This window comes from Polycyclovorans algicola TG408 (assembly GCF_000711245.1).
Lineage (GTDB): Bacteria > Pseudomonadota > Gammaproteobacteria > Nevskiales > Nevskiaceae > Polycyclovorans > Polycyclovorans algicola.
This window is the reverse complement of the sequence record NZ_JOMH01000001.1, coordinates 1,465,987-1,491,439: the sequence shown is the minus strand read 5'-3', so window position 1 is coordinate 1,491,439 and position 25,453 is coordinate 1,465,987. Positions and strand designations below refer to the sequence as shown.

Genomic DNA, 25,453 nt, shown 5'->3' with positions numbered 1-25,453 from the left:
AGGAGAGTCCTCGGTCGGTCCGAGCGGGAAGGCTGAAAAGGGCGTCCATCAATTGTCCAGGGCCTTGTACTTTTCGCGCAGCCGGTTGCGGATGGCCACGGCGGTCAAATTGAGCACCATGATCACCACCACCAACAGGAATGACGTGGCGTAGACCAGCGGCCGTGCGGCTTCGACGTTGGGGCTCTGAAAGCCGACATCGTAAATGTGAAAGCCCAGGTGCATGAACTTGCGGTCAAGGTGCAGAAACGGGAAATTGAGATCGAACGGCAGGTTGGGCGCCAGCTTGACCACACCCACCAACATCAACGGTGCGACTTCGCCGGCGGCACGGGCGATGGCCAGAATCAGCCCAGTCATCATCGCTGGGCTGGCCATCGGCAGCACCACGCGCCACAGGGTCTCGGCCTTGGTCGCCCCCAGCGACAGCGACGCCTCGCGCAGATGGCGCGGAATGCGCGCCAGCCCTTCTTCGGTGGCGACGATCACCACCGGCAGCGTGAGAATCGCCAAGGTCAGTGACGCCCACAGCAAGCCCGGCGTGCCAAACACCGGCGCCGGCGCCGCCTCGGGGTAGAACAATTGGTCGATGCCCCCGCCCACGGTGTAAACAAAAAACCCGAGACCAAACATGCCGTAGACGATGGACGGCACCCCGGCCAGATTGTTTACCGCCACGCGGATGGCCCGCGTCACCGCGCCCTGCTTGGCGTATTCGCGCAAGTACAGCGCCGCCAAAATGCCGAACGGCGTCACGAAAATCGACATCAGCAGGACCATCATGATGGTGCCGAAAATGGACGGAAAAATACCACCCTCGGTGTTGGCCTCGCGCGGGTCCTCGGTCATGAAGCGCCAGACATTGACGAACCAGTTGCCGGTCTTGACCAGCACATTCATCTGGTTGGGCTGATAGCCGCGAATGATCTGGCCCATGTCGAACGTCACTTCGCGGCCGTCGATGCTGCGCATCACCACCGAATCACGGCGCAGATCCGCATAGAGCGCCAAACGTCGCGCCGCCAGCGTCTGGTACTCGGCGTTCATCTCGGCTCGCACCCGCTCGAAGCGCGCGAAGGCATCCGGGTCGGTTTCGGGCGTACGACCGTCAAGCTCAAGCTTTCGCTCTTCGAGGCGTGCCCGATCAAGTGCGTAGTTGACGCGGCCAATGTCACCTTTTTCGATCTTTTCGATCTGTTCACGCAGTTCGCTGGCGCGGTGGTTGGCGTCGCGAAACGCCGCCCATGCGCCGATGCCGGTGATCACCTGACCGTCGAGCGTCACCCGCTCGATGAAGCCCTGAAAGTTACCCCATTCTTCGCGCTCCAGGACCACGACTTCCGGGGGGTATTCGCCGACGCTCAGCCAGTCTTCGACCACATAGCGAAAGTCCACGCCATTGAGGTCGCGGTTACCGATTTTCAGCAGCACGCGGTCGTAGAGGTCTTGCGCGGGGTCAACCGGCAGCCCGGCTTCGGCCAGTCGGGCGCTGGTGACCGACTCGCGGCTGCGAATCTCGGCGAGCAGCACCTGCGGCTCGGTACCGGGCTCGGCGTAGGTGGCCTGGACGATCTGCTGCGGCCAGAAATGCACCATGCCGCGCGCGGCGATCAGCACCAGCAGGCCGACGGTGATGATGATGCTTGCGGCCACCGCTGCAGCGGTCACCCACACATAGGGTTGTCCCGACTTCACATAGGCTTTGGCCGTGGTGTCGTCCTGCCCGGTGAGGGTGGCGTGTTGTTTGCGCGACATGGGATTTTCCGGGCCGGGGGTCAGATGGAGGCGTACTTCTGACGCAGCCGCTGACGCACGACCTCGGCCAAGGTATTGAAGAAGAAGGTGAAGAGGAACAGCACCAGCCCGGCGAGGAACAGCAGCCGGTAATGGGTGCCGCCGACTTCGGACTCAGGCAGTTCCACCGCAATGTTGGCCGACATGGTGCGCAGGCCTTCAAACATGCTGAAGTCCATCACCGCCGTGTTGCCAGTGGCCATCAGCACGATCATGGTCTCGCCCACCGCGCGGCCGACACCGATCATCACCGCCGAGAAAATACCCGGGCTGGCGGTGGGCAGCACCACCCCCACCAGGGTTTGCCACGGCGTGGCGCCCAGCGCCAACGAGCCGAGCGTGAGCTGCTTGGGCACGCTGAACACGGCGTCTTCGGTGATCGAATAAATGGTCGGGATCACCGCAACGCCCATCGCGATGCCCACCACCAGCGCATTGCGCTGGTCGTAGCCGATGCCGAAGTGATGATCCAGCCATTGCTGCAGGGTCCCGGTGAACATCCAGGCCTCGAGCGGCAGGGCAACGATGAAGCACAGCCAGACCACCCCGCCGACCACGGGAATCATCAGCGCGGCTTCCCAGCCCGGCGGCACGCGCCGCTTGATCACCGCCGGCATTTTCAGCCACAGATAGCCAAAGATCGGGATCGACACCGGCAGCAGCAGCAGCACCATGAACACGCCGAGCAGGTTGGTCTCGACAAAAGGCGCCAGCCAAAGGCCCGCGAGAAAGCCAAGAATGACCGTCGGCAGCGCTTCCATCAGCTCGATGGTCGGCTTGACCGCCTGACGCATCTGCGACGACATGAAGTTGGCGGTAAAGATGGCGCCGAGAATCGCCAGTGGAATGGCGAACAACATGGCGTAGAACGCCGCCTTGAGCGTGCCGAAGGCCAACGGCGACAGGCTGAACTTGGGCTCGAACTCATTGACCGCCGCCGATGACTGCCAGACAAACTCGGCCTGCTCATAGCCTTCGTACCAAACGCGTTGCCACAGCGCCGAGAACGAAAACTCAGGGTGCTCGTTCTCCACCGAATAGCCGTAAGCACGTCCGCTCTCGCCCACCACCGCCAAGTACTGTGAGCGCGGATTGAAGTACAGACCGGCCACCGGCTCGTCGAGCAGGCGCCCTTGCCAAACCTTGCGCTGCGCGGTGGCATGCATCAGCGCCACCGAACCGTCATCGGCCCCCACTGCAAAGCTGCGCCGGTACAGCTCGGGGCCGAAAGCGGTGATTTGCGGGTCGCCGAAAACCTCCAGCGCGCGCACCTGGGCAAACTGCACCGTGCCGTCGTCGCGTCGGGCCGGGAACCACTGCGACACCCGTCCGTCGGCCTGCCCCACGATCAATGACAGCGCGCCGCCGAGCATGTCGGTCTGGCGAATCGGGGCATCGGTACGCACCTCATCCACCAGCGTCGGCTGTTCATCGCGGAGGTTGAACAGGGCCATGCGGCCGTCGTCGTTGATCACATAGAGCCACATCATGCGGCTGTCGATGTAGACCCGGTCCGCGGTAAACGGCGTCACGACCGTGACCGGCTCCCGCGCCTCAATCGTGCTGTCGCCGAACAGCGAGGTCTGCACCTGGAAGCGCTTGACGGTCACCACGCCGGCTTCATCGGCGGCGGCCATCACCACTCGGTCACGGTCGGCGCGCAGGGCGAACCACGCCGAGGCGCCGTCCGTGAAATCCAGCGACGCCTCGCCAAACGGATACTCGATCGACGGCACCATTACCCGGCTGCCGGACTCAAAACTTTCTTTGAACACCAGTTTCGCGACCAGCACCGAGCCATCGTCCAACTGCAGGCCGTACTGGTAATCGGGCCTTGAGGCTTCGAAGAAGTGGGTGATGCGCCGCTCGCCGACAGGCAGTTGGCTTCGTGACTGCTCGACACCGCTGTCAAGGTCATAAAGATAAGCGGTGCCGGCATCGGTGAGCTGCATGCCCTTGGTCGCGAGAATGTCGGATGCCAAATGCACCGTGCGCTCGTCCGCCGGGGCCGGCAGGGCGAAGGCTTGGCGACGATGGACCTCGGCGCCGCCGAACAGCGGCGCCACCTCGCTGACCAGGTAAACGAAAATCAGCAAAAGCGCCGCGATGACCCCCAAACCGCCCGCAAGCACCACGTAGCGGGCGAGGCCGTCACGCAGGTAGCGGCCACGCATGGCGCGCGACTGCCCGCCGACGATGGAGCGCGCGTGCCGGTCGCGGGTGTCGGCGTCAGCGGTGGCGGGGTGATCGGACATTGAACAAACTCAGGTAACGGACATCGGGCTGGGCATTTTCGCAAGCGACACGCAATGTTCTGCGCTTGCGAAAATGCCCGGTGGCATGACGCCACCGGGCAACCACATCAGAGGCGCGGCATCACAGCGGCCGCGCCGGGTCAAAAGGCGAATTGCAAACGTGTGGTAATCGCGGCCACATCAATCCCGCTGGGTTCGATCTCGGCCATCACATACTCCACCATCGCACGCACGTTGTGGTTGAAGTAATGGTTGAAACCCACTGCCCACTGGCGCACCGACCCGTCGGGCGCCGGACCGTCGTTGTCGATCCGGTCGTAGCGAACCTTGAGCTCGGTCTCGCCGCCACCGCTGCCGGGCGCCTTGAATACGCCCTTGCCGAAGTCGTAGCGTTTCTGCCCGGTCCCCATGAACATGCTGGCCTGCAGGTAGAACGCGTCGACGTCAACATCCGGCGCCGTATCCTGCTCAAAGGTCGACCTCGCGTATTCGGTCTGCGCCGAGAAGCTTCCCCGCTGCAGGGCGGCTTCAAACCCCAGCGTGCCGTTGCGGCTGCCGCTCACGCCCTGGCCCACCGTGGCCAGCGTCGGACGCGTCACCCCGTCGGCCCGGCCGATGGCTCGCGCGCGGGCGCGAACATTGTTGGCCGCGTTGTCGAAATCGGGGTTGTCAAGACTGTAAGACAGGCCCAAATGCACGGCGGTCGTGTCGCTCACGATCGGTGCGTAGTAGCCGCGCGCATTGACGCCAAAACCGTCGTTGGCCGGCTGATCTGCACTTTTCAAAGAATACAGCGCGCTGCCCCAGCCGACCTTGCCCGCAGTGCCGTCGGCAAACGCGCCGGTCTGATATTGCCGCCCGTCGAAGATGCCGGACGACGTGGCGTACGGCCGCTCCATGAACAGCACCTCGTTGGAGCTGGTGAGGTCTTCCATGCCGCGATAGGGCTTTGCTTGGCCGAGCCGCAGGTTGGCGCCGGCAACCTCGGTGCCAATCCACATTTCACGGAAGCCGGCGCGGTCCGACGCGACAAAATCATTCTCGAACTTGTACGTCCAGCGGCCGGCATGGCCTTGCATCGTCAAGCGGGCGCGGCGCATGAAAACATCATTTTTCAGCCCGCCGACGACATCATCGTCGTCAGTGAAAAAATTGGTGTCGAAATGAATTCGGCCACCCAACTGGCCGGAGTACTGGCCGTCGGCGGACGTCACCTTGAGCCCCCCTTTGGTTTCAACGGTCTGGGCATGGCCGGAGCCTCCCATGGCCACCATGACAAACGCAATGGCCGACAAAATCGAGAACCTGTTCAGTGCAAAACCTCCAGAGGAGCGCAAATGGGCCCGCAGAATGCGGCCGAGGGTAAGGCAGCAAAACCAATGTCTGCATCAGAGTCCGGGCCGGCTAGAGGCCCAGTGCGTCGCGGAATCGCTGGGCAGCTGCGGCCGGCAGCGGCACGTAGCCGTCGCGGTTGACGATCTCCTGGCCTTGCTTGGACAGCACCATGCGGAAGAATTCGCGCTCAAGCGGGGCCAGCGGCGCGTCCGGCTTCTTGTTGACGTAGACAAACAGGAAGCGCGACAGCGGGTAGGTGCCGTCGCCCGCATTTTCATTGCTCGGCTCGATGTAGTCGGTGCCGCTACGTGACAACGGCAGTGGGCGCACGCCCGAGGTGTTGTAGCCAATGCCGGAGTAGCCGACGGCATTCAGGCCTGTCGAAACCGATTGCACCACCGACGCCGAACCCGGCTGCTCATTGACGTTGGACTTGAAGTCACCTTTGCACAGCGCGACGTCCTTGAAGTAACCGTAAGTGCCCGACACGGAGTTGCGCCCATAGAGTTGCACCGGCCGGTTGGCCCACTCCCCGGTCAGGCCCAACTGGCCCCAGCGGGTGATGTCTTCGCCGCCGCAAGAGCGGGTCACCGAAAACACCGAGTCGACCTGCTCAATCGACATGCCCTTGATGGGGTTGTCCTTGTTGACGAACACCGCCAAGGCATCGATGGCCACACCGACACCGGTGGCCTTGTAGCCATATTGCTTCTCGAAGGCCTGCTGTTCGCCATCCTTCATTTCGCGCGACATCGGCCCAAAGTTGGCCGTGCCTTCGGCCATCGCCGGCGGTGCGGTTGACGACCCGGCCCCCTGGATCTGGATGTTGACGTTGGGGTAGTAGCCCTGGAAGGCCTCGGCCCACAAGGTCATCAAATTGTTGAGGGTGTCGGACCCGATGCTGGTCAGGTTGCCGGAAACCCCGGACACCGTTTCATAGTCGGGCAGGTTGGGATCGACGTTGGCAACTGCAGAAAGCGAGGCGGCTGACAGGCCGAGTGCGGCAGCGATGACTTTTAATTTCATTTCAGGTCCTTTAGGTGTCGATCAGCACGATCACCGCTTGTGCCGACGCTGCGCACACTAATCGCCGATTGTTACAGTCTTGTGACAGTCATCGGCCGGCGCAGCATGACGGTCACGTGACAGACCCCTGGAAACCGCCTGAAAGGTCGATTTGACGGGCTTCTCGGTCCCACGGAAGCGCTTCCGCAGCGCTGGGGCGGGATGAATAAGTCACTTTTGTGAAATGCGCTTCCGGCCCAACCGGCTTTTGTCACATTGCGCCTGCATCAGGCCCAGACCACCGCCGCCTTCTGCGCCGCCCACCGTTCAAACGCAGCGCCGTAGACCTTCTCGATTTCATTGCGCTTGACCTTCAAGGTCGGCGTGACCAGGCCGTTTTCGACGGTCCACTGCTCGGCGACCACCACCAGAAAGTCCAGTCGCTCGTGCGGGTCAATCTGCGCATTGACGGCTTCAAGATGCTCGGTCAGCGAGCGACTGATGCTCTCTTTGGCATTGACACTGGCCTTGACCGCGTCGAGCGCCTCCTGCGGCAGCATCACCAGCGCAAACGGCTGCGGAAAACTGACGCCCGCCACGCAACAGGCCTCAATCTTGTCGTGCTGCTGCAGCTTGTTTTCAATCGGCGCAGGCGACACGAACTTGCCTTTAGAGGTCTTGAACTGCTCGCGGGCGCGACCGGTGATGCGCAACCGACCGGCTTCGTCGAAAGCCCCCAGGTCGCCGGTGCGCAGAAAGCCGTCATCGGTCAGGGCCTCGCGGGTTTTCTCGTCCTCACGGAAATAACCGAGCATGGTCGTCGGTGACTTGACCAGCACCTCGTTGCTGTCGGACAGCTTGCATTCCACGCCCGGCCACGGGCGCCCGACATAGCCGACCCGCCCGTCACCAGGAAACGAGCCATGCGACAGACCGAAATTTTCGGTCATGCCATAAACCTCGACAATCTCGATGCCCAGTGACGCCCACCAATCAATCAGCGACGGCGGCATGGGTGACGCGCCGCCGCCGGCAAAACGCACCGCATCCAACCCCAGACCTTTAAGAATCTTTTGGGTGATGAGGCGATTGACCAGCGGAATCTTGAGCAGCAGATCCAGCTTCTTCTGCGGCAACTTGGACTGCACGCCCTGCTGAAACTTGGTCCACAGACGCGGCACCGAAAAGAACATGGTCGGCCGGGCACGCACCAGGTCCTGCACGAAGGTGTCCAGCGAGTCGGCGAAATAAACGTGAAAACCGAACGCCAGCGCATTGGCTTCGACAAACACCCGTTCGGCCACATGCGCCAACGGCAGATACGACAGCAGTCGGTCGTCACTGCTGGCACCGAAGCCGTCACGAACGATCTCAGGCGCCTTGGCGAAGGTGCTGAACGGGTGCATCACGCCTTTGGGGTTGCCGGTGGTGCCCGAGGTGTAAATCAGCGTTGCCAGCTCATCTGCGGCGCGCGTCGGGACCGTGGCCAGCGGCTCGGTCTCCCGCACGATGTCATCCCACGACGGGAACGGCGTGTCTGGCGACAACGGATAGCTGATGGCGTGCACATTGGACGGAACGCCTGCTTGCATCTCCGGCCACGCATCGAGCTTGCCGACAAAGCAGGCCACCGCCTCTGAATGCTCGAGCACCAGCTTCACACTGTCGGCCGTCAAGGTCGGATAGATGGGCACGCTGACGTGGCCCGCCATCCAGATCGCGAAGTCGCTCATCAGCCAGTGCGCGCAGTTTTTCGACAGGATGGCAATGCGCGAACCCGGCGGCCAGTTGAAGCGCTGCAGGTAAGCCGCAACGCGGCGCGATTCGTCGAGTACCCGCCCGAAGCTGTAGTTCTCGGTCTTACCGTCACCCATTGGCTGGGTCAGAAAGGTCGCGTCAGGGCGCTCACGGGCCCATTGCTGCAGCCGCGCCAGCGGCAGGTGATCAGGGTTGGTCAGCATCAACATTCTCCATCTCGGTAATTTGTATTACTGATTGCGCATACGGCTTTTAAACTTGCGGCAAAAGCCTTTGCCCGATAGCTTGGCCGACTGACGAGTCCACAATCCGACATAAGGTAATCATTCTGACCATGGCTGCGCATCCTTTCCTCACTGCCGAACACGAGGCCCTTCGAGACCAGGCGCGCCGCTTTGTTGATGCCGAATGTTGCCCCAATATCGACGCGTGGGAGCGCGCGCGCGCCCTGCCCCGCGAGCTTCACAAGGCAGCGGCCAATGCCGGGCTGCTACAGATCGGCTTTCCGGAGAACTGCGGCGGCATCGCCGTGCCCGATCTGTTTTACATGATCACGCTCACCGACGAACTTGCCCGGGCGGGTAGTGGCGGTTTGATGGCCTCGTTGATGAGCCACGCCATCGGCACGCCGCCGGTTTGCGCCGTGGGCACACCGGAGCAGAAGGCGCGTTTTGCGGCGCCCGTGCTGGCTGGCGACAAGATCGCAGCGCTCGCCGTCACCGAACCCTCGGGCGGCTCCGACGTCGCCAACCTGAAGACCCGCGCGGTACGCGACGGCGATCACTACATCGTCAACGGCAGCAAGACCTTCATCACCAGCGGGATGCGCGCCGATCTAATCACCACCGCCGTGCGCACCGGCGGCGACGGCATGGGCGGCGTCTCACTGCTAGTCATCGAGGCCGACACGCCGGGGCTGTCACGCACCCCGCTGGAAAAAATGGGCTGGCACTGCTCTGACACCGCCACGCTTTACTTTGAAGACTGCCGCGTGCCGGTCGCCAACCGCCTGGGGCCCGAGAACATGGGCTTCATGGCGATCATGGCCAACTTCAACCACGAACGGATCATGCTGGCCGCGCAGGCCTGCGCGCTGGCGTCGGTCTGTTTCGAGGACAGCCTGGCCTACGCCCGCGAACGCCAGACGTTCGGCAAGACGCTGATTCGCAACCAGGTGGTCAAACACCGCCTCGCCGACATGAAAATGCGCCTTGAAGGTGCACGCGCGCACCTCGACATGCTGGCGTGGCGGGTCTCGCAGCAGCAAATGCCGATTGCCGAGGTTTGCCTGTTGAAGAATCACGCTTGCACCATGTTGGAGTGGGTCGCCAACGAGGCCATGCAAATTTTCGGCGGCGCCGGTTATCTGCAGGGCACGCGTGTCGAACGGATCTATCGGGAAACGAAGGTGTTGACCATCGGCGGCGGCTCGCTGGAGATCATGAAGGACCTCGCCGCGCGGCAAAGCGGCTGGTGATTCTCGCGGATACCTGAGATGTCTGACGTAAAAGTCTGAATAACAGATGACTTTTGCCATTTGACTTAGGCAAACTAGCCCACCTGCAACACCTGACAAGGCCTTCCGATGATGTCGACACTTCGTAGCTCCGCGCTAGGCGCACTCGCCATCGCGGCTCTGGCTGCCTCCGCCGGCGCCTCGGCGCAGGTCTCGCCCGGCTGGTACGCCAGTGTCGGTGCCTACTCATCCGAGATCAACGACGCCAACGGCACGACCACCCCCACGGTGATCACCCTGGCCCCCGATGTCATCACCCCCGGCCAGGCGTGCCTGCTCGGCCCGGTCACCGGCGCCATCCCCGGGCTCGGCGGCGCGCTCGAAGGTCTCGGCGGAGCGCTGGCGGGCGACACGGGCTGTTTGCTGGGACTGCTCGGCCCCGGGGCCGACGACGAAATTCAACCCGGCCAGCAAGTTGAGTCGCGGGGTCAGTCGCAGCCCATCGGCGTGATCTTTGACGGCGGTTTTGGCATCAACACCGCCATCGGGTATCAGTTTATCGGCGGCCTGCGGCCCGAAATCACGCTCGGCCTGTCGACCAACGATTTCAACGTGATCACCGGTTCGGCCGAACTCGCAGACCAACGCAACAATGTGGGCGGCAAGCTTGAAGCCACGCGCGTCGGCGCCAACCTGTGGTTCGACATCCCGGTCGGCGAGCGCGTGCTGCCCTATCTGGGTGCAGGGCTGGGCTTTCAGAGCGCCAAGACCACCTTCGACAGCACCGGATCGGACACCGACACCGGCAATTTCTTCCAGGCCGGTGCAGGCCTCGGCTACCTGCTGAACCCGCGCACGGTCATCTCGCTGGACTATCGCTATCTGGTGTCCAGCGACATCGAGAGCAGCTCATTCATCCCGGCAACCACCGAGCCCGATCCCGCCACTGGCGGCGCCATCGGCACTCGGCTGGATGACCGCTACGAGCACGAGGCCCACCACATCGGGCTGAGCCTGCGCTACGTCTACTCGGTGGCCAAGGTCGCCGACGCGGACGGTGACGGCGTCGCCGACTTCCTCGACCGCTGCCCCAATTCGCCGGCCGAGGTGCAGGTCGACCGCTTTGGGTGCCCGCTGGACAGCGACGGTGACGGCATTGCCGATCATCTCGACAAGTGCCCCAACACCGCACCGGGCGTGCAGGTTGACGACAAGGGCTGCCCCCTCGACAGCGATGGTGACGGTGTGCCGGATCACCTTGATCAGTGCCCCAACACGCCCGAGGACACGCAAGTCGACAAGCGCGGCTGCCCCCTGGACCTGCGCGACTCCGATGGTGACGGCGTGCCTGATCTGTTCGACAAGTGCCCGGACACCCCTGCCGATGCGCCGACCGATGAAGATGGCTGCCCCATCGACAGCGACGGTGACGGCATTGCCGACTACCTCGACGAATGCCCCAACACCCCACCCGGCTTGGCCGTGCTGCCGGACGGTTGTGCGCTGGAAGGCGACTGCCGCCGTCCCCGCCCCGGTGAGGCTGTCGATGAGCGCGGTTGCGCGGTGGACCGCAACTTTATCCTGCGCGGCGTCAAGTTCGAGTTCGACTCGGCCATTCTGACCACCGAGGCCAAGCAGATTCTCGACCGCGTGTCCGAGACGTTGCGGGCCTATCCCAACGTCAAGGTCGAGCTCGGCGGCCACACCGACAGCATCGGCAGTGCCTCCTACAACCTCGGCCTGTCTGAACGACGTTCGATTGCCGTGAAGGAATACCTGATCAGCAAACGCGTCCCCGGCGAGCGGATGACGCCGGTCGGCTACGGCGTGTCGCGCCCGATCGCCGACAACGCCACCGAGTCAGGCCGTGAAGAAAACCGTCGCGTGGAGCTGTCGGTCCGCGACTGATGACGGCGTGGGGATGAACCAAGGCGGGGGCTCTGGCCCTCGCCTTTTTTGTGCCCGCTGCTGGCACACAGGTCGGCGCGGTAACCCGCCTCCGTTGGGCGCTTCCAAACCCCGGGACCTGCTGGCAAGCGGCGTTGGGTCGCTTGGCCTGCAAGGTCGTACCCGCGCAGACCCAAGGATGTGGACTTCGGTTCAAGCCCCACGTGTCGCGAGTCGAGCGCACGAACCGAGGGCCGGACAACCTTCACCGGCGTGACGGGCGTGGGTAAGACCTTCGCCCTATGGCGAAGATCAGCGCTTGCGCGGCTGCGTCACCTGTCGGGTATCGCCGATTGCCACCCACAAAAAACCCACCGTGAAGGTGGGTTTCTGGCTACGGCGCCTTGGGCACCCCAAAACCGGGGTCGATCAGTCTTCACCCATCCCGAAACCCAGCAAGTGCAGCAGGCTGGTGAAAAGGTTGTAAATAGCCACGTACAAGCCAATGGTGGCAAGGATGTAGTTGGTCTCACCGCCGTTGATGATCTCGCTGGTCTGATACAGGATCATGCCGCACATCAACACCACGAACGCTGCCGAGATGGCCAGCGCCAACGGCTGGAAGTAGAACCCAAACATCGACGCCACCAGCAGCCCCATCGCCGCCACAAAGGCGATCAGCACGCCAGCGACCAGTGCCTGGCGCATGAAGCTGAAATCACGCTGGCTGCGCAGCGCGTAGGCCGACAGGCCGACGAAGGTTACCCCGGTGCCCCCCATGGCCAGCATGATGATCTGACCGCCATTGGCAAAACCGCTGAGATAGGCATTGAGCACCGGTCCGAGGCCGAAGCCCAGCAGGCCAGTGACCGCGAACACCGAAATCAGGCCATTGGCCGAATCCGCCGTGCGGGGCACGACAAACCACAGCAGGCCCAGGGCGACCAGCGAACAGATGAGGCCGACGCCGCGCGGCACGCCCAGCGCCATCGACACGCCCGCCATCACGGCACTGAAGATCAGGGTCATCGACAGCAAGAGATAGGTGTTCCGCAACACCTTGTGGGTGGCCAGCGGCGAAGTGGCCGATACGGAAACCGTGCGGGCATCGGTGGTTTGCATGTGGAGGTCTCTCGTGAGTTAAGGACACAACGATACGCGAAGCCGGGCTGCCAGTGTGCAGCGATCAGCGTCGATCCTCCAGCGTAAACACCGGCAGACTCAGCTGCCAAATGATCGCCGCCAGGCGCAGGGCCACGATCACCAGGATGCCGGCAACGGCCGCCCACAGCTTGATCACACCGGCATCCTGCAAGACCACGTAAGCGCTGGTACCGACGATGGCCGCCGTGGCGTAGATGTTGCCCTTGCGCAGAATCATGGGAATCTCAGCACACAGCACGTCACGCAATACCCCGCCGAACACGCCGGTGATGGTGCCCATCACCACGGCAATCAACCCGCCCGTGCCGCTGGCCTCGGCAATTTGCGCCCCGGAAATCGAAAAAAACGCCAGCCCCAGCGCGTCAGCCACCAGCAGCGCCTGCTCGGGTGCGCGGCGAAATCGCACATAGACCATGGTGCACAGCGCGGCAGCGATGATGGTCAGCAGGTAGGTGGGGTTGACGATCCAGAATGCTGAGCGGTCCAGCAACAGGTCGCGCAACGTGCCGCCGCCGACCGCGGTGACGATGGCGATGACCACCACCCCCAACAGGTCCAGCGATTTGCGGCCGGCAGCAAGGGCGCCGGAGATGGCAAATACCGCCACACCGGCCAGATCGAAGATGCGTAGCAACTCAACCGGGGTCATACCGCACGCCTGAGAAGTCTCGGGCTGCGGACGATATCAGCCCGATACGGGCAACCCAAGGTTTCGCCACAGCCGCAGCGTGGGTTCGGCCTGATTGAGCGTGTAAAAATGCACGCCCGGGACGCCCTGCTTGAGCAGCGTTTCACACAGGCGCGTGACCACCTCGGCGCCGAAGTCCTGCACCGATGCACGGTCATCACCCATGGCTTCGAGTCGCAGTCGAATCCAGCGTGGCACGTCGGCACCGCAAGCAGCGGAGAAACGCAGCAACTGGGCGGTGTTCAGAATCGGCATGATGCCCGGCACGATGGGCTGTTCAATGCCGGCCTTCTGACAACGCGCCGCAAAGTCGAAATAGGCGTCGGCGTTGAAAAAATACTGGGTCACCGCGCCATGCGCACCGGCACGCATCTTGGTCAAAAAGGCCTGGAAGTCGGCTTCCGGATTGACGGCCTGCGGGTGTATCTCGGGATAAGCCGCCACCTCAAGCGCGAAGTGGTCGCCGTGGGTGTCGCGGATGAACGCCACCAGCTCGTTGGCAAAATGAAACTCGCCCGGCGCCGCATTGCTCATCGACGTGGAAGGCAAATCGCCGCGCAGCGCGACAATACGGCGCACGCCGGCGTCGCGGTACTGCTGCAACAGCGTGGCAATGTTGGCGCGTGTCGACCCGACGCAAGTCAGGTGGGGTGCGGCCTCAATGCCCGTCTGCTCGACGACCTTCATGATCGTGTCGTAGGTGCCGTTCTGATCGGAGCCGCCCGCACCGTACGTGACACTGAAAAATCCGGGCCTCACAGCGGCCAGGTCATTGATCAGCTTGGGCAGCTTCTCCCAGCCAGCGGGTGTGCGCGGCGGGAAAAGCTCGAAAGAAAATTGGGAGGCAGTGACGCTCACAGACGTTTCTCGTAAATATGACGGTCGTGGCCGTTACAGAAATTGGCGATGCTGCCGCAGCGCGTGAAGCCCAGTCGTTCGTAGAACCCGGGCGCCTGAAACTCGAATGTGTCCAGCCAAATGCCGAGGCATTGCTGCGAACGCGCGATGCGTTCCGCTTCGGCCATCAGTGCCGAACCCAGCCCGTGCTGCCGGTGACCGGGCGCCGCAACCAGAATATCGACATGCAGCCAGTGCACGCGAATCTGTCCGAGCAGTCCACCGACCAGCGTACCCTCGTCATCGCGCGCGGCGAGGCGCACGGTATCGACGGGCGGACGCTCACCGAAGTAGGGCAGGTTGTAATCGATCAGCAGATCGAGGATCGCGTTCGCAGTGTCGCGATCCTCGGTCTGTAGTGTGCTGATCGACCCGTGACCCATGGCCCACTCAGTAGCGGTAGTGCTCCGGCTTGTAAGGGCCTTCGACCGGTACGCCGAGGTAATCGGCCTGATCCTTGGTGAGCGTGGTCAGCTTCACACCGATCTGCTCAAGGTGCAGGCGCGCCACTTCTTCGTCGAGTTTCTTCGGCAGACGGTATACGGTCTTGCTGTAGGCATCCTTGTTCTGCCACAGATCCATAGCCGCCAGGGTTTGGTTGCTAAATGAATTCGACATCACGAACGCCGGGTGGCCGTGCGCACAGCCCAGGTTGATCAGACGGCCTTCGGCAAGAATGTAGATGCTCTTGTCCGAATCCTTGAAGGTGTAGCGGTCGGTCTGCGGCTTGATGGTGTCGCGCACCGCACCCGAGGCGTTCAGACGGTCCATCTGAATCTCGTTGTCGAAGTGCCCGATATTGCACACCAGCGCGTTGTTCTTCATCGCGCGCATGTGTTCGAGCGTGATGATGTCCTTGTTGCCGGTGGTGGTGACATAGATGTCGGCATACGCCAGCACGTCATCGATGGTCTTGACCTCAAAGCCTTCCATCGCTGCCTGCAGCGCATTGATGGGGTCAACCTCGGAGACGATGACGCGTGCGCCGAGACCGCGCAGCGAGTGCGCCGAGCCCTTGCCCACGTCGCCGTAACCGGCAACGAAGGCGACCTTGCCGGCAATCATCAGATCGGTGGCGCGCTTGATACCGTCGGCCAGTGACTCACGGCAGCCGTAAAGGTTGTCGAACTTGCTCTTGGTGACCGAGTCGTTGACGTTGATGGCCGGCACCAGCAGCTTGCCCTGCTCCATCATCTGATAGAGACGGTGCACGCCGGTGGTGGTTTCTTCCGCCACACCGCGCCAGTCCTTGACAACGCGGGTCCAGAAGCCGGGGCGCTGTTTGGCGACGCGCTTGAGCAGGTCCTTGATCACCTGCACTTCGTGATTGTCGGACGGGGTATCGACCCACTTGTCGCCCTGCTCAAGTTCGTAACCCTTGTGAATCAGCATCGTCACGTCGCCGCCATCGTCGATGACGATTTCCGGGCCGGTGAGCGTGCCGTCCGGCAGCGTGTGGGTGACCGCGTCCAGCGTGCATTCCCAGTATTCCTCCAGGGATTCGCCCTTCCATGCGAACACCGGAATACCGGTGGCGGCGATGGCCGACGCCGAGTCGTCCTGGGTCGAGAAGATGTTGCACGAGGCCCAGCGCACGCTGGCGCCAAGCGCGGCAACGGTCTCGATGAGCACCGCCGTTTCCTTGGTCATGTGCAGCGAGCCGGTCAGCCGCACGTTCTTCAGCGGCAGCCCCGGCGCGTACTTGGCACGAATCGACATCAGGCCGGGCATTTCTTCTTCAGCCATGCGGACGCGCTTGCGGCCGAAAGCGGCGAGCGAGATGTCCTTGACCTTGAAGTCGGAAAAATCGGCGGGCTTGAGAACAGCATTCATAAGGTCACTCCACAAAGAATCGAGGGTTGACGCTTAGTATATCCGCTTATCCGGATAAAGGGATATCCGCGGTGGCCACCTCGGTTAGCCGTTGCCCTGAGGCCGCCCTATGACGCGGGCTGAAGGTGGCGCCGCAAGAAATGAAGAGCCCCGTTCTCTGCGCCTTCGTGCCAAAGAAAGCTGGCGAAGTGGCCTCTGCCCTTGATCAGGTAAAGCGTGCTCTCGACGCCAGCATCCTGCAGTGTCGCGTGCATCAGCTCGGCGTTATCCACGCCGACAATCCAGTCCCAGGTGCCGTGGTAAAGCCACATGGGCGCGCTGCCGGCATCGACATGGGTGACCGGCGAGGCATCGGCCCAGCCGGCGGCGTCTTCATCGAGCGTGGTGCCCATCAGCTTGGCAATAAGCGGGCTTTTCGGGTACTTGCGCAGGTCGGCCGGCAGCCCGCCGGCCACCACCGCCTGCGGACGCTGCTCGGCGGGCATCCGGGCACCAGCCAGCGTCGCCAGATGCGCCCCGGCCGAGTAGCCCCAAACACCGATGCGCGCCGGGTCGACATGCAAGGCGTCGGCGTTGGCGCGCAGGTGGTTCAGCGCGGCGGCCACATCGTCAATCTGTGCCGGATGACGCGCCGCTGGCGCCAGCCGGTAGGCGATGTTGAAGGCGACAAAGCCTTGCTGGGCAAGGCGGTCGGCGAGCTTTGCCATGTCAGCCGGTTCGCCGCCGGTCCAACCGCCGCCGTGAATCAGCACCACCGCCGGGAATGGCCCCGTGCCCTCGGGCCGGGTCACGGCGGCCTGAAGCGTGGTGCGACCGTCACCGCCGGTGTAGTTGAGTCGTTCGCTGGCCAACACCGCCTGCGCTTCCGGCAACGGCGGGGTCTTCTCGACCGGCCCGGACACCGACACGCAGGCCACCAGCAGCAGCGCTGCCAAACCACTGATCCCTATTTTCATCCAGCCGCTCCGTATGCGATGACCAGTCCCAACCAGACGCAGGCGCCGAGCCAGTGACTGGCCTTGAACACGGCGAACGCGGTCGCTGCGTCGCCCGACATCAGCCGTCGCTGCAACAACAAAATGCCCGCGAGCACCGCCACCAGTGCCAGGTAAAACGCGGCGCCAAGACCGGCCTGCGCGGCAAAGGCCAACAGACAGGCGACCATCAGCACGTTGAAACCCAGCACCGCCAATACGTCCCAGCGGCCAAACCAGATGGCCGACGACTTGACGCCGATCTTCAGATCGTCAGCCTTGTCGGCCATGGCATACGCGGTGTCATAGGCCATCACCGCGCAGAAATTGGCCGCCATCAGCCAACCCGCCTCGCCCCACGGCACATGACCGCGCGTGGCCGCATAGGCCATGGGAATGCCCCACGAAAACGCCAGGCCGAGCACGGCCTGCGGCACGGCGATGACGCGTTTCATCAGCGGGTAGACGCCGGCCAGCACCACGGCCGGGATCGCCCAAAGCAGCGCCGGCAGGCTTTGCAGGCTCAGCAGCAGGGCGAGCGACAGCAGCGCCAACAGCGCCGCGGCAACGATGGCCTGGCGACGGCTGATACGCCCGGCGGCCACGGGGCGGTCGCGGGTGCGGCTGACGTGGCGGTCAAAGTCGCGATCGGCGGCGTCGTTGATTGCGCAACCGGCCGAGCGCATCAGCACCGTGCCCAGCACGAAGACCCCCAGAATCGGCCACGCGGGCATGCCCTCGGCAGCGGCCCACACACCCCACAGCGTCGGCCACAGCAGCAGCCAGATGCCGACCGGGCGGTCGAGTCGCAGCAGGGCCACCCAGTCACGGGGGCGCGGGGACGCAGGTCGGGGTATGTTCAAAGGTGACGTTCAAGGCAAATCGGCGGGCATACGGTAACCCGGCACCCGTGGCCTCGGGCGGGATGCGTTGCGGTTACCGCGACGCACGCACCTCGGGTACAGCCGTTCGCGACCCCGGCTCGCGCTCGGCGGGCTCGACCAAGGCATCGCCGCCCTCCAGATCAACCGCATCAGGATCCCAGCCGCCGCCCAGCGCCTTGAACAGCGTCGCCGCAGCGGTCAGGCGTTGCTGCTCAGCGGTGGCCAGGGCCAGTTCGGCATCGAGCAATGCGCGGCGCGCGTCCAGCACTTCCAGGAAAATCGACTCGCCGCCGTCGTAGCGCACCTGTGCGAGTTCTTCGGTGTCGCCCAGCACGTCGATCTGGCGGCGCACCGCATCGACACGTTCATGCGCGGCGTCGAAGGCGGCCAGCGCGTCGCGTACTTCGGCAAAGGCGGTCTGCACGGTGGCCAGATACTGCAGCTCGGCGAGGTCGCGTTCGGCCTCGGCCGCACGAACACCCCAGCGGCTGGACGAGGAGCCCAGTACCGACGCGCCCAGACGCCACGCCTCGGCATCACCGATCAGCAGGTCACTGGCCTCGCTCGAGATCGAGCCAATCAGCGCGGTCAGATTGAGCGCCGGCAACCGCGAGGCCATGACCTCGCCGATGGCAGCGTTGGCGGCGCGCAAGGTCTGCTCTGCAGCGCGAATGTCAGGCCGACGTTGAAGCATCTCGGAGGGTAATACGGCGGGCAGCGACTCAATGGCATCAAGGTCGGCCAGCCGTGTGTCGCCAAGATCCAGATTCTCGAACAGTTGCCGCGCGTCGTGGCCGATGAGAATGCCCAAGGCACTCTCAAGCTGCGTCAAACGCTCGCGCTGATCGGGCAACTGGGTGCGCGCCGATTCAAGGTCGGACTGGGCCTGCAGCAGGGTAAGCCGGTCGACCAGGCCGGCGTCATAGCGAATCTGCTGCAGATCGACCGCGCGCTCGCGGTCGGCGATCGCCGCTTCGGTGATCTCGACCGCGCGTTGCTGGGCGCGCAGCTCGAAGTAGGTGTTGACCACATCGGCGATCACCGTCAGGCGCATCGCTTCGGCGCCGTAAACGCTTGCCGCCAGCTGCGCCTCAGCGCCTTCTTCGACGCGCGCCAGCCGGCCCCACAGATCGACCTCGTAGCCCAGCGCGGCGGTCAGTGAAAACAGGGACTGGGTGTTGCTGGCGGCCCCCGGGAAACCGAATGACGACGCCGGCGTCTTCTCGCGCGACGCGCCGGCCTCAAGGTCCAGCCGTGGCCATTGCTGAAAGCGCTCGAAGCCGAGTTGGGCACGGGCGGCACGGACGCGCGCAGCCTGCTGCTGCAAGTCCAGATTGGCCAGCGTCGCACTGCCGACCAGATGGTCCAGTACCGGGTCGTTGAACTGCTGCCACCAGCTGCGCCAGTCGCGGGCAATCGCGTCGCCCTCCCCCGCCACCGGCAACGCGGGCGGCAGCTGCGTGTCGGGCACCGCGTGCTGCGGCCCCAACATGCAGCCGGCCAATAGCAAGGGCAGAACCCACAGAATCAGGCGGCTCATACCCGGGCCTCCGCCACGTGATCAGTCTTCGGGGGTGGCTTGCGCCAGTCAGCCAGGTCTTCAACCAGGCGATAAAACATCGGCACGAAGAACAGCGCCAGGGTGCTGGCGAAGACCATGCCGCCGACCACCACGGTGCCGATTTCCTGGCGGCTGGCGGCGCCGGCGCCCGAGGCGAACACCAGCGGCAAGGTGCCGACGATGAAGGTCAACGCGGTCATCATGATGGCGCGGAAGCGCTGCCCGGCCGCGGCGATGGCCGCCTCAGCCGCGGTGGCGCCGTCGCGCCGGTTTTGTGCGGCGAACTCGACGATCAGGATGGCGTTTTTCGCCGCCAGGCCAATCAGCACCAGCAGGCCCACCTGAAAATAAATGTCGTTCGGGAAGCCGCGCAGCGCCATGGCCGTGGCCGCGCCGAGCACGGCAAAAGGCACCGCACTGGCGACCGCCAACGGCAGCAGCCAGCGCTCGTACTGGGCGGCCAGAATCAGCAGCACCATGACCAGCCCCAGCCCGAACGCCAAGCCCGCAGCACCGCCGGCCGCATCGAGCTGATAGGCCTCGCCCACCCAGCCGATGCGATCACCGACTTCGAGCACTTCAGCGGCGACTTCTTCCATTGCTGCCTTGGCATCGCCCGTAGTGAACCCGGGGGCAGGATCGGCCAAGACCTTGGCGGCCGCCACGACGTTGAAGCGCGGCAAGATGTCGGCGCCCTGCTCGCGGCGCATGGTCACCAGATTGCTCAGCGGCAGCAGATCACCGTCGCCGTTCCGCACGAAGATCAGATTGATGTCGTCGGCCGCGTTGCGAAACTCGGCCTCGGACGACAGGTTGACCTGCCAGATGCGTCCGGCCAGCGAAAAGTCATTGACGTACAGCGCGCCAAAGGTGCTCTGCATGGCCTCGAAAATCGTATTGATGGGCACACCGGCAGCGCGCGCCTTGTCGCGGTCAACATCGGCCCGGTAACGCGGATAGCGGGTGTCGAGCGTGGTGAACACGCCGGTGAGCTCGGGGCGCTCACTGGCGGCGGCCACCAGTGCGTCCGCCTGCGCCTGCAAGCGCGCTTCGGATACATCACCGGTCAACTGCAGGTAGCCGTCAACGCCGCCAGTGAGCGACAGACCTTGAATCGGTGGCGGCACGAAGGCGATGACATTGGCCTCCGGCATTCCACTGCCCATCGCGATGATCTTTTCAGCAACAGCACGGGCGTCCTGCCCAGGACCGGTGCGTTCACTCCAGTCCGCCAGTTGCACAAAGCCCAGACCAGAGTTGCTGCGCAACGCGCCGGCGATGATGTCAAAGCCGGCGAACATGACCGCGCCGTCGACTTCATCCATGGCGAGGATTTTTTCCGTCAGCTCATCGCGCGCGGCCGCCGTGCGATTGAGCGCCGACACCGGCGGCAACTGCGGCACCACCAGCACCGTGCCCTGGTCTTCGGCGGGCACCAGACCGGTCGGCAGACCGCGCAACACCACCACCATCAGCACCGTCAGCGCCACGGCCATCACGCTGCCGATGGCACGGTGATGCACCAACCAGGTGACGACGCGCACATAGCCGCGCGTCAGGGCATTGAACCCGCGATTGAACAGCCGGAACGGCGCGGCCACGTCGCCACGCTCACCCTCCAGCAGCAGCGCGCAGGTGGCCGGCGTCAAGGTCAGCGCGACGATGCCCGAGACAAATACCGAGATCGCGATGGTCACCGCAAACTGCCGGTACAGCTCGCCAGTCAAACCGCCGAGAAACGCGACCGGCGCAAATACCGCCATCAGCACCAGGGTCGACGCCACCACGGCCCCCGCAACCTGTTCCATGGTGGCGATGGTGGCGTCACGTGCAGACTGGCCCTCTTCCTTCATCAGCCGGTCGACGTTTTCGAGCACGATGATGGCGTTGTCGACCACCACCCCGATGGCCAGCACCAGCCCGAACAGGGTCAGCAGGTTGATCGAAAAGCCCATCACCTGCATGCCGGCAAAGGTACCGATCAATGACACCGGAATGGCCAGCACCGGAATCAGCGTGGCGCGCGGCTTCTGCAGGAACAGGTAGGTGACGATCACCACCAGCAGCACCGCTATCAGCAGTGTGATGATGACCTCATTGACGGCAATTTCAACAAACTTGGTGGTGTCATACGGCACCTCCAGCACCATGCCCTCGGGCAGGCGACCGCGGACCTGGTCGAGCGCCTCGCGCACGGCATCGGCGGTGTTCAGCGCGTTGGCGCCGGGTTGCAGGTACACGCCCATCGGCACGGTCGGTTCGCCAAGATAAGTGGCCGAGAACGCGTAGTTCTGAGCGCCCAGATCAACCCGCGCGACATCCCGCAAGCGCAGCGTGCCACCCTCGACATCGGCGCGCAGAATGATGTTTTCAAATTCTTCAACATCGCTGAACTGGCCGCTGGTGGTGATGGTGTAGCTGAATGCCTGATCCTCGGGCGCCGGCTCATCACCGATGCGTCCGGCGGCGAACTGCGCGTTCTGTTCACGCAGCGCGGCAGCCACGTCAGACGGCGTCAGATCGAACTCGGCGAGCTTGTCCGGGCGCAGCCAGATGCGCATCGAATAGTCGCTGGCGCCGAACAGGCTGGCATCACCCACGCCGGGCACCCGTACCAGTTGGTCGAGCACGTTGATCAGCGCATAGTTGCTCATCTCCAGTGACGTATGCGAGCCGTCGGGCGATGAAATCGTCGGCACCATCAGAATGTTGGTCGACCGCGCCTGCACCCGCACACCCTGGTCGCGCACGCTTTGCGGCAGCCGTGCGGTGGCGGCCTGCACACGGTTGTTGACGTTGATGGCCGCCTGGTCGGGATCGGTGCCGATCTCGAACGACACGGTGATGCGCAGGGTGCCGGAGTCGGTACTGCTCGACTCCAGGTAGATCATGTCGTCGACGCCGTTGATCTCCTGTTCCAGCGGCGCCGCCACCGACTGCGAGATCACTGAGGCACTGGCGCCGGGATAGCTCGCCTCGACCACGATCTGCGGCGGCACCACGTCGGGATATTGCTCGACCGGCAGCACCGCCAGCGTCGCGGCACCAGCGAGGGTGATGATGATGGAGATGACCGACGCAAAGATCGGCCGGTCGATGAAGAACCGCAGCATCAGCGGGGGCCCTCGGCGACCACGCCATCATCTTCGCCATCGTCCTCTTCGGCGTCGGCTTCGCGCACCTCGGCGTCGTCCTTCAGTCCGGAGAGACCACTGACGATCAGCCGCTCGCCGCCCTTGAGGCCCTTGCTGATGACTTGGGCGCCGTCGACCACCGGTCCCAGTTCCACCGCCGTGGCGACCGCCCGCCCCTCCTTGGTGAGGAACACCTGGGGGCCGTCTGCGCCCTGCGCAATGGCCTCCTCGGGCACGGTCACCACATCGTCAAGGGCATCAAGCTGAACCCGTACCCGCAAAAACTGCCCTGGCCGGATGACGCCATCCGGATTCGGAAAGATGGCCCGCGCGCTGATCGAGCCGGTTGCCGCGTCGACACCCGCGTTGGTGAAATCGATCTTCCCCGGACGGTCGTACTCGCTGCCGTCGTTCAGAATCAGGGTCAAAGGCGGTGCATTGTTGTCATCGCCCGAGTCGCCTTCCGAGTGCGTCGGAAGCGCCGATTCCGGGAAGGAAAAACGCAGGTGAATGGGGTCGAGCTGGGTCACTTGAGTCAGTAAATCGCCGCGTGCGAGGAGCGTGCCCTCGGGCACGGCTTCCAGCCCGGTCACGCCGCTGATGGGCGCCGTCACGTCGGTGTAACCCAGATCAAGGCGCGCATCAGCGAGATTGGCAGCAGCGGTTTGTCGCTGGGCGTCGGCCAGCTCCAGCTCGGAGCGTGCCAAATCCCGCTCGCGGGCACTGACCGCGTCCTGATCAAACAGATTTTCAACGCGATCCCATTGGCGTCGGGCTTCGTTGCGCACGGCCGTGGCTTCGGCCAACCCCGCCTCGGCGCGCTGCACGGCAATCCGGTAGGGCCGGGGGTCGATGCGGAACAGCCGCGCGCCAGCCTCGACCTCAGCGCCTTCGTCGTAAGTGCGCTCCTCAAGAATGCCGTCGACGCGCGCGCGAACCTGCACTTCCCGTGCACCCCGGGCGCGGCCCGGGTAGGTCCCCGTGACCTCGACATCACGAGTGGCAACCGTCTCGGCACGCACACTTGCTTTTGGGGGGGACGCGTCATCTTCTTGCGAGGCGGCATCACCGCCGCAGCCGGCCAGCGCGACAGACGCCAACATCACCAAGGTCGCGGCGCGACGAATAAAAAAGCCGCCAGACTGGGACACGGCGGCAAAGGGGATTGGGGGCATCGAGGACACGTCCGATTTACATACATTCATGAACGTATATCATAGCCGGGTTCTCTTTGATGTCAAACTAGAGTTAATGCGCCGCACCAAAGACCAAGCCGAAGCCACGCGATGCGCACTGTTGGACGCAGCCGAGAACGTATTCTTCGCGCGGGGGGTCGCCAACGCCACCCTGGAAGAGATTGCCCGCGAGGCCGGCGTCACCCGAGGCGCGTTGTATTGGCACTTCAAAGACAAGGCAGCGCTCTACGCCGCAATGCTGGAGCGCGTACGGTTCCCGCTTGAAGACTTGGTCAACAGCCAAGCAACCAGCCAGGACCCGCTTGCGGCATTGGAACGGCACGTCTGCGGCATCATGAAATTTGTCGGCGAAAACGCGTCGATTCGGCGGGTCTACGCCATCGCGCTGCTGCGCCGCGAGCACCTGTCGGCTGACGCCGGGCTCGACGAAATTGAGCGTGAAATGAGCCTCGGCACGCGGCGCACCATGGAGGCCTACTTCGAGCAGGCGCGTGCCCAGGGTCAATTGATCGACGACATCACCCCGGCGCTGGCCGCTCTGGGGCTGCAGAGCCACGCAGTGGGCGTGCTGCACCTCGGCATGCAGGAAACCGACGGCTTCTGCTTTGCTGAACAGGGCGTGCGGCTGATGACCGTGTACCTGCGGTCACTGCGGCGTAACTGACGCCGCTTTGGCGGCCCGCAACGGCCGCCCATCCGCCACTCACAGAAATCGGCACGCGGCGGGCTAGTCTGTCTCCACTCCCCGCCACGCAGTGACGACCGCCCATGTGGGACACCGCACCCAACCCTGACGACAGCCCCCTGACCGAGCAGCTTCGCCAAAGCCTTGCGGGTACCGGGCTCAAGGCGCCATCGCTGCCCGACGTGGCACTGCAAATCGGCATGGCCAGCCGCGAGGACGACCTCAGCACCCCGCAGTTGGCCACCATCATCGGCCGCGATCCGGCGACCGCGATCCGGGTGATCAGCGTGGCCAACATGGTCGGTGTTCGCGGCGCCGGACGCGAGGTCACCACCCTGCCCGCGGCGGTCACCCGCATCGGGCTGGAATCCACCCGGGTACTGGCACGCTGCACCGCGATGGAACACCTGTTCGTCGCCAAGCGACCACACCTCGCTGAACTGATGCGGCGCATCTGGCGGCATTCGATCGAGACCGCTGCCTTCACCCGCGCACTCAGCGAAGAAACCGGCCGCTTCGACCCCGACACGGCGCTGATGCTGGGGCTGATGAGCCAGATCGGCACGCTGCCGGTGATCGCCTGTCTTGATCGTCGCCCCGACTTCGCCCCCTGCAGCGCAGATCAGATTGAGGACGCGACCTTCGATCTGCAGGCCGGCATCGGCGAACGGGTGTTACGCGAATGGGGCCTTCCTGCGCCGATGATCACCGCCGTGGGCCAGTGTTGGAACATGACCCGCGACGGCGACACGGCCACTCTGGCCGACTTGGCCACCGTCGCCTTCTGGCACACCTGCCCGGCCGGGCACCGCATGCGCCTGCGACAACCGCTGGAGACGGTAACGGCGTTTGGTCGCCTGGGGCTGCCCACCACGCTGGTGCAGGATGAGCACCCGGCGTTGTGGGCCGCAAACGCGCGGGCGCTGCTGCGGCTTGGCGGCTGAAAT

19 protein-coding genes are annotated in these 25,453 nt (G+C 64.1%); 4 read left to right on the top strand and 15 right to left on the bottom strand.

Translation table 11 applies throughout. The features are described from left to right. Nucleotides 1-48: 48 nt before the first annotated feature. The 5 genes from pstA to U741_RS0107110 all read right to left on the bottom strand — a co-directional run bounded on the left by pstA (nt 49) and on the right by U741_RS0107110 (nt 8,350). Nucleotides 49-1,755, bottom strand: a complete 1,707-nt coding sequence (pstA, locus tag U741_RS0107130) for a phosphate ABC transporter permease PstA (RefSeq protein WP_052378582.1) — start codon at nt 1,753-1,755, stop codon at nt 49-51. Between the two features lie 20 nt (nt 1,756-1,775). Then, nucleotides 1,776-4,049 (bottom strand): ABC transporter permease subunit, encoded by a 2,274-nt coding sequence (locus tag U741_RS0107125; RefSeq protein ID WP_029889795.1) that lies wholly within the window; start codon nt 4,047-4,049, stop codon nt 1,776-1,778. A 140-nt stretch (nt 4,050-4,189) separates the two neighbouring features. Next, nucleotides 4,190-5,323, bottom strand: a complete 1,134-nt coding sequence (locus tag U741_RS0107120; protein WP_152551522.1) for an OprO/OprP family phosphate-selective porin — start codon at nt 5,321-5,323, stop codon at nt 4,190-4,192. Between the two features lie 130 nt (nt 5,324-5,453). Further along, the gene (locus tag U741_RS0107115; protein WP_029889793.1) at nt 5,454-6,410 is read right to left on the bottom strand and encodes a PstS family phosphate ABC transporter substrate-binding protein; all 957 of its coding nucleotides are present in this window, start codon (nt 6,408-6,410) and stop codon (nt 5,454-5,456) included. 266 nt (nt 6,411-6,676) lie between these two features. Then, nucleotides 6,677-8,350 (bottom strand): AMP-binding protein, encoded by a 1,674-nt coding sequence (locus tag U741_RS0107110; RefSeq protein WP_052378989.1) that lies wholly within the window; start codon nt 8,348-8,350, stop codon nt 6,677-6,679. A gap of 131 nt (nt 8,351-8,481) precedes the next feature. Between U741_RS0107110 and U741_RS0107105 the strand changes: the two genes are divergently transcribed. Then, entirely contained in the window at nt 8,482-9,624 is a 1,143-nt protein-coding gene (locus U741_RS0107105; protein ID WP_029889791.1) for an acyl-CoA dehydrogenase family protein, read from the top strand. Nucleotides 9,625-9,732: 108 nt separating this feature from the next. Beyond that, a complete protein-coding gene (locus U741_RS19670; RefSeq protein ID WP_052378581.1) occupies nt 9,733-11,511 on the top strand; it encodes an OmpA family protein in 1,779 nt (592 codons plus the stop codon). Between the two features lie 408 nt (nt 11,512-11,919). Here the strand turns inward: U741_RS19670 and U741_RS0107095 are convergent, their stop codons facing one another. The 10 genes from U741_RS0107095 to U741_RS0107050 all read right to left on the bottom strand — a co-directional run bounded on the left by U741_RS0107095 (nt 11,920) and on the right by U741_RS0107050 (nt 23,800). Continuing rightward, entirely contained in the window at nt 11,920-12,612 is a 693-nt protein-coding gene (locus U741_RS0107095) for a Bax inhibitor-1/YccA family protein (RefSeq protein ID WP_029889789.1), read from the bottom strand. A gap of 64 nt (nt 12,613-12,676) precedes the next feature. Next, entirely contained in the window at nt 12,677-13,303 is a 627-nt protein-coding gene (locus U741_RS0107090) for a trimeric intracellular cation channel family protein (protein WP_029889788.1), read from the bottom strand. 36 nt (nt 13,304-13,339) lie between these two features. Further along, complete coding sequence (metF, locus tag U741_RS0107085) at nt 13,340-14,200, bottom strand: methylenetetrahydrofolate reductase [NAD(P)H] (protein WP_029889787.1); 861 nt, start codon at nt 14,198-14,200, stop codon at nt 13,340-13,342. Continuing rightward, nucleotides 14,197-14,622 carry a GNAT family N-acetyltransferase gene (locus U741_RS0107080; RefSeq protein WP_052378580.1) on the bottom strand — a complete coding sequence of 142 codons (426 nt, stop codon included), beginning with the start codon at nt 14,620-14,622 and terminating at the stop codon, nt 14,197-14,199. Before U741_RS0107080 ends, metF begins: the two co-directional genes overlap by 4 nt. Nucleotides 14,623-14,629: 7 nt before the next feature. After that, nucleotides 14,630-16,072: an adenosylhomocysteinase gene (gene ahcY, locus U741_RS0107075; RefSeq protein ID WP_029889785.1), complete on the bottom strand. Its 1,443-nt coding sequence runs from the start codon at nt 16,070-16,072 to the stop codon at nt 14,630-14,632. 107 nt (nt 16,073-16,179) lie between these two features. Next, on the bottom strand, nt 16,180-17,028 hold the full coding sequence (locus tag U741_RS0107070; protein WP_029889784.1) for an alpha/beta hydrolase: 849 nt from the start codon (nt 17,026-17,028) through the stop codon (nt 16,180-16,182). Next, nucleotides 17,025-17,867: a 4-hydroxybenzoate octaprenyltransferase gene (ubiA, locus tag U741_RS0107065; RefSeq protein WP_029889783.1), complete on the bottom strand. Its 843-nt coding sequence runs from the start codon at nt 17,865-17,867 to the stop codon at nt 17,025-17,027. Before ubiA ends, U741_RS0107070 begins: the two co-directional genes overlap by 4 nt. 115 nt (nt 17,868-17,982) lie before the next feature. Next, on the bottom strand, nt 17,983-19,470 hold the full coding sequence (locus tag U741_RS0107060) for an efflux transporter outer membrane subunit (RefSeq protein WP_052378578.1): 1,488 nt from the start codon (nt 19,468-19,470) through the stop codon (nt 17,983-17,985). Beyond that, entirely contained in the window at nt 19,467-22,604 is a 3,138-nt protein-coding gene (locus U741_RS0107055) for an efflux RND transporter permease subunit (RefSeq protein ID WP_029889781.1), read from the bottom strand. The genes U741_RS0107060 and U741_RS0107055 overlap by 4 nt, the downstream gene beginning before the upstream one ends. Beyond that, the gene (locus U741_RS0107050) at nt 22,604-23,800 is read right to left on the bottom strand and encodes an efflux RND transporter periplasmic adaptor subunit (protein WP_084154719.1); all 1,197 of its coding nucleotides are present in this window, start codon (nt 23,798-23,800) and stop codon (nt 22,604-22,606) included. The genes U741_RS0107055 and U741_RS0107050 overlap by 1 nt, the downstream gene beginning before the upstream one ends. Nucleotides 23,801-23,876: 76 nt before the next feature. Here U741_RS0107050 and U741_RS0107045 point away from each other — a divergent pair, with 76 nt between their 5' ends. Both U741_RS0107045 and U741_RS0107040 read left to right on the top strand, forming a co-directional pair. Then, nucleotides 23,877-24,485, top strand: a complete 609-nt coding sequence (locus tag U741_RS0107045; RefSeq protein ID WP_029889779.1) for a TetR family transcriptional regulator — start codon at nt 23,877-23,879, stop codon at nt 24,483-24,485. 104 nt (nt 24,486-24,589) lie between these two features. Beyond that, complete coding sequence (locus U741_RS0107040; RefSeq protein WP_029889778.1) at nt 24,590-25,450, top strand: HDOD domain-containing protein; 861 nt, start codon at nt 24,590-24,592, stop codon at nt 25,448-25,450. The last annotated feature ends 3 nt before the right edge of the window (nt 25,451-25,453 follow it).

Bases quoted from the DNA above. Each gene is read 5' to 3' on its own strand.
- pstA (WP_052378582.1), bottom strand. From the start codon at position 1,755: ATGTCGCGCAAACAACACGCCACCCTCACCGGGCAGGACGACACCACG.
- U741_RS0107125 (WP_029889795.1), bottom strand. From the start codon at position 4,049: ATGTCCGATCACCCCGCCACCGCTGACGCCGACACCCGCGACCGGCAC.
- U741_RS0107120 (WP_152551522.1), bottom strand. From the start codon at position 5,323: ATGGTGGCCATGGGAGGCTCCGGCCATGCCCAGACCGTTGAAACCAAA.
- U741_RS0107115 (WP_029889793.1), bottom strand. From the start codon at position 6,410: ATGAAATTAAAAGTCATCGCTGCCGCACTCGGCCTGTCAGCCGCCTCG.
- U741_RS0107110 (WP_052378989.1), bottom strand. From the start codon at position 8,350: ATGCTGACCAACCCTGATCACCTGCCGCTGGCGCGGCTGCAGCAATGG.
- U741_RS0107105 (WP_029889791.1), top strand. From the start codon at position 8,482: ATGGCTGCGCATCCTTTCCTCACTGCCGAACACGAGGCCCTTCGAGAC.
- U741_RS19670 (WP_052378581.1), top strand. From the start codon at position 9,733: ATGATGTCGACACTTCGTAGCTCCGCGCTAGGCGCACTCGCCATCGCG.
- U741_RS0107095 (WP_029889789.1), bottom strand. From the start codon at position 12,612: ATGCAAACCACCGATGCCCGCACGGTTTCCGTATCGGCCACTTCGCCG.
- U741_RS0107090 (WP_029889788.1), bottom strand. From the start codon at position 13,303: ATGACCCCGGTTGAGTTGCTACGCATCTTCGATCTGGCCGGTGTGGCG.
- U741_RS0107080 (WP_052378580.1), bottom strand. From the start codon at position 14,622: ATGGGTCACGGGTCGATCAGCACACTACAGACCGAGGATCGCGACACT.
- ahcY (WP_029889785.1), bottom strand. From the start codon at position 16,072: ATGAATGCTGTTCTCAAGCCCGCCGATTTTTCCGACTTCAAGGTCAAG.
- U741_RS0107070 (WP_029889784.1), bottom strand. From the start codon at position 17,028: ATGAAAATAGGGATCAGTGGTTTGGCAGCGCTGCTGCTGGTGGCCTGC.
- U741_RS0107060 (WP_052378578.1), bottom strand. From the start codon at position 19,470: ATGAGCCGCCTGATTCTGTGGGTTCTGCCCTTGCTATTGGCCGGCTGC.
- U741_RS0107055 (WP_029889781.1), bottom strand. From the start codon at position 22,604: ATGCTGCGGTTCTTCATCGACCGGCCGATCTTTGCGTCGGTCATCTCC.
- U741_RS0107050 (WP_084154719.1), bottom strand. From the start codon at position 23,800: ATGCCCCCAATCCCCTTTGCCGCCGTGTCCCAGTCTGGCGGCTTTTTT.
- U741_RS0107045 (WP_029889779.1), top strand. From the start codon at position 23,877: ATGCGCCGCACCAAAGACCAAGCCGAAGCCACGCGATGCGCACTGTTG.
- U741_RS0107040 (WP_029889778.1), top strand. From the start codon at position 24,590: ATGTGGGACACCGCACCCAACCCTGACGACAGCCCCCTGACCGAGCAG.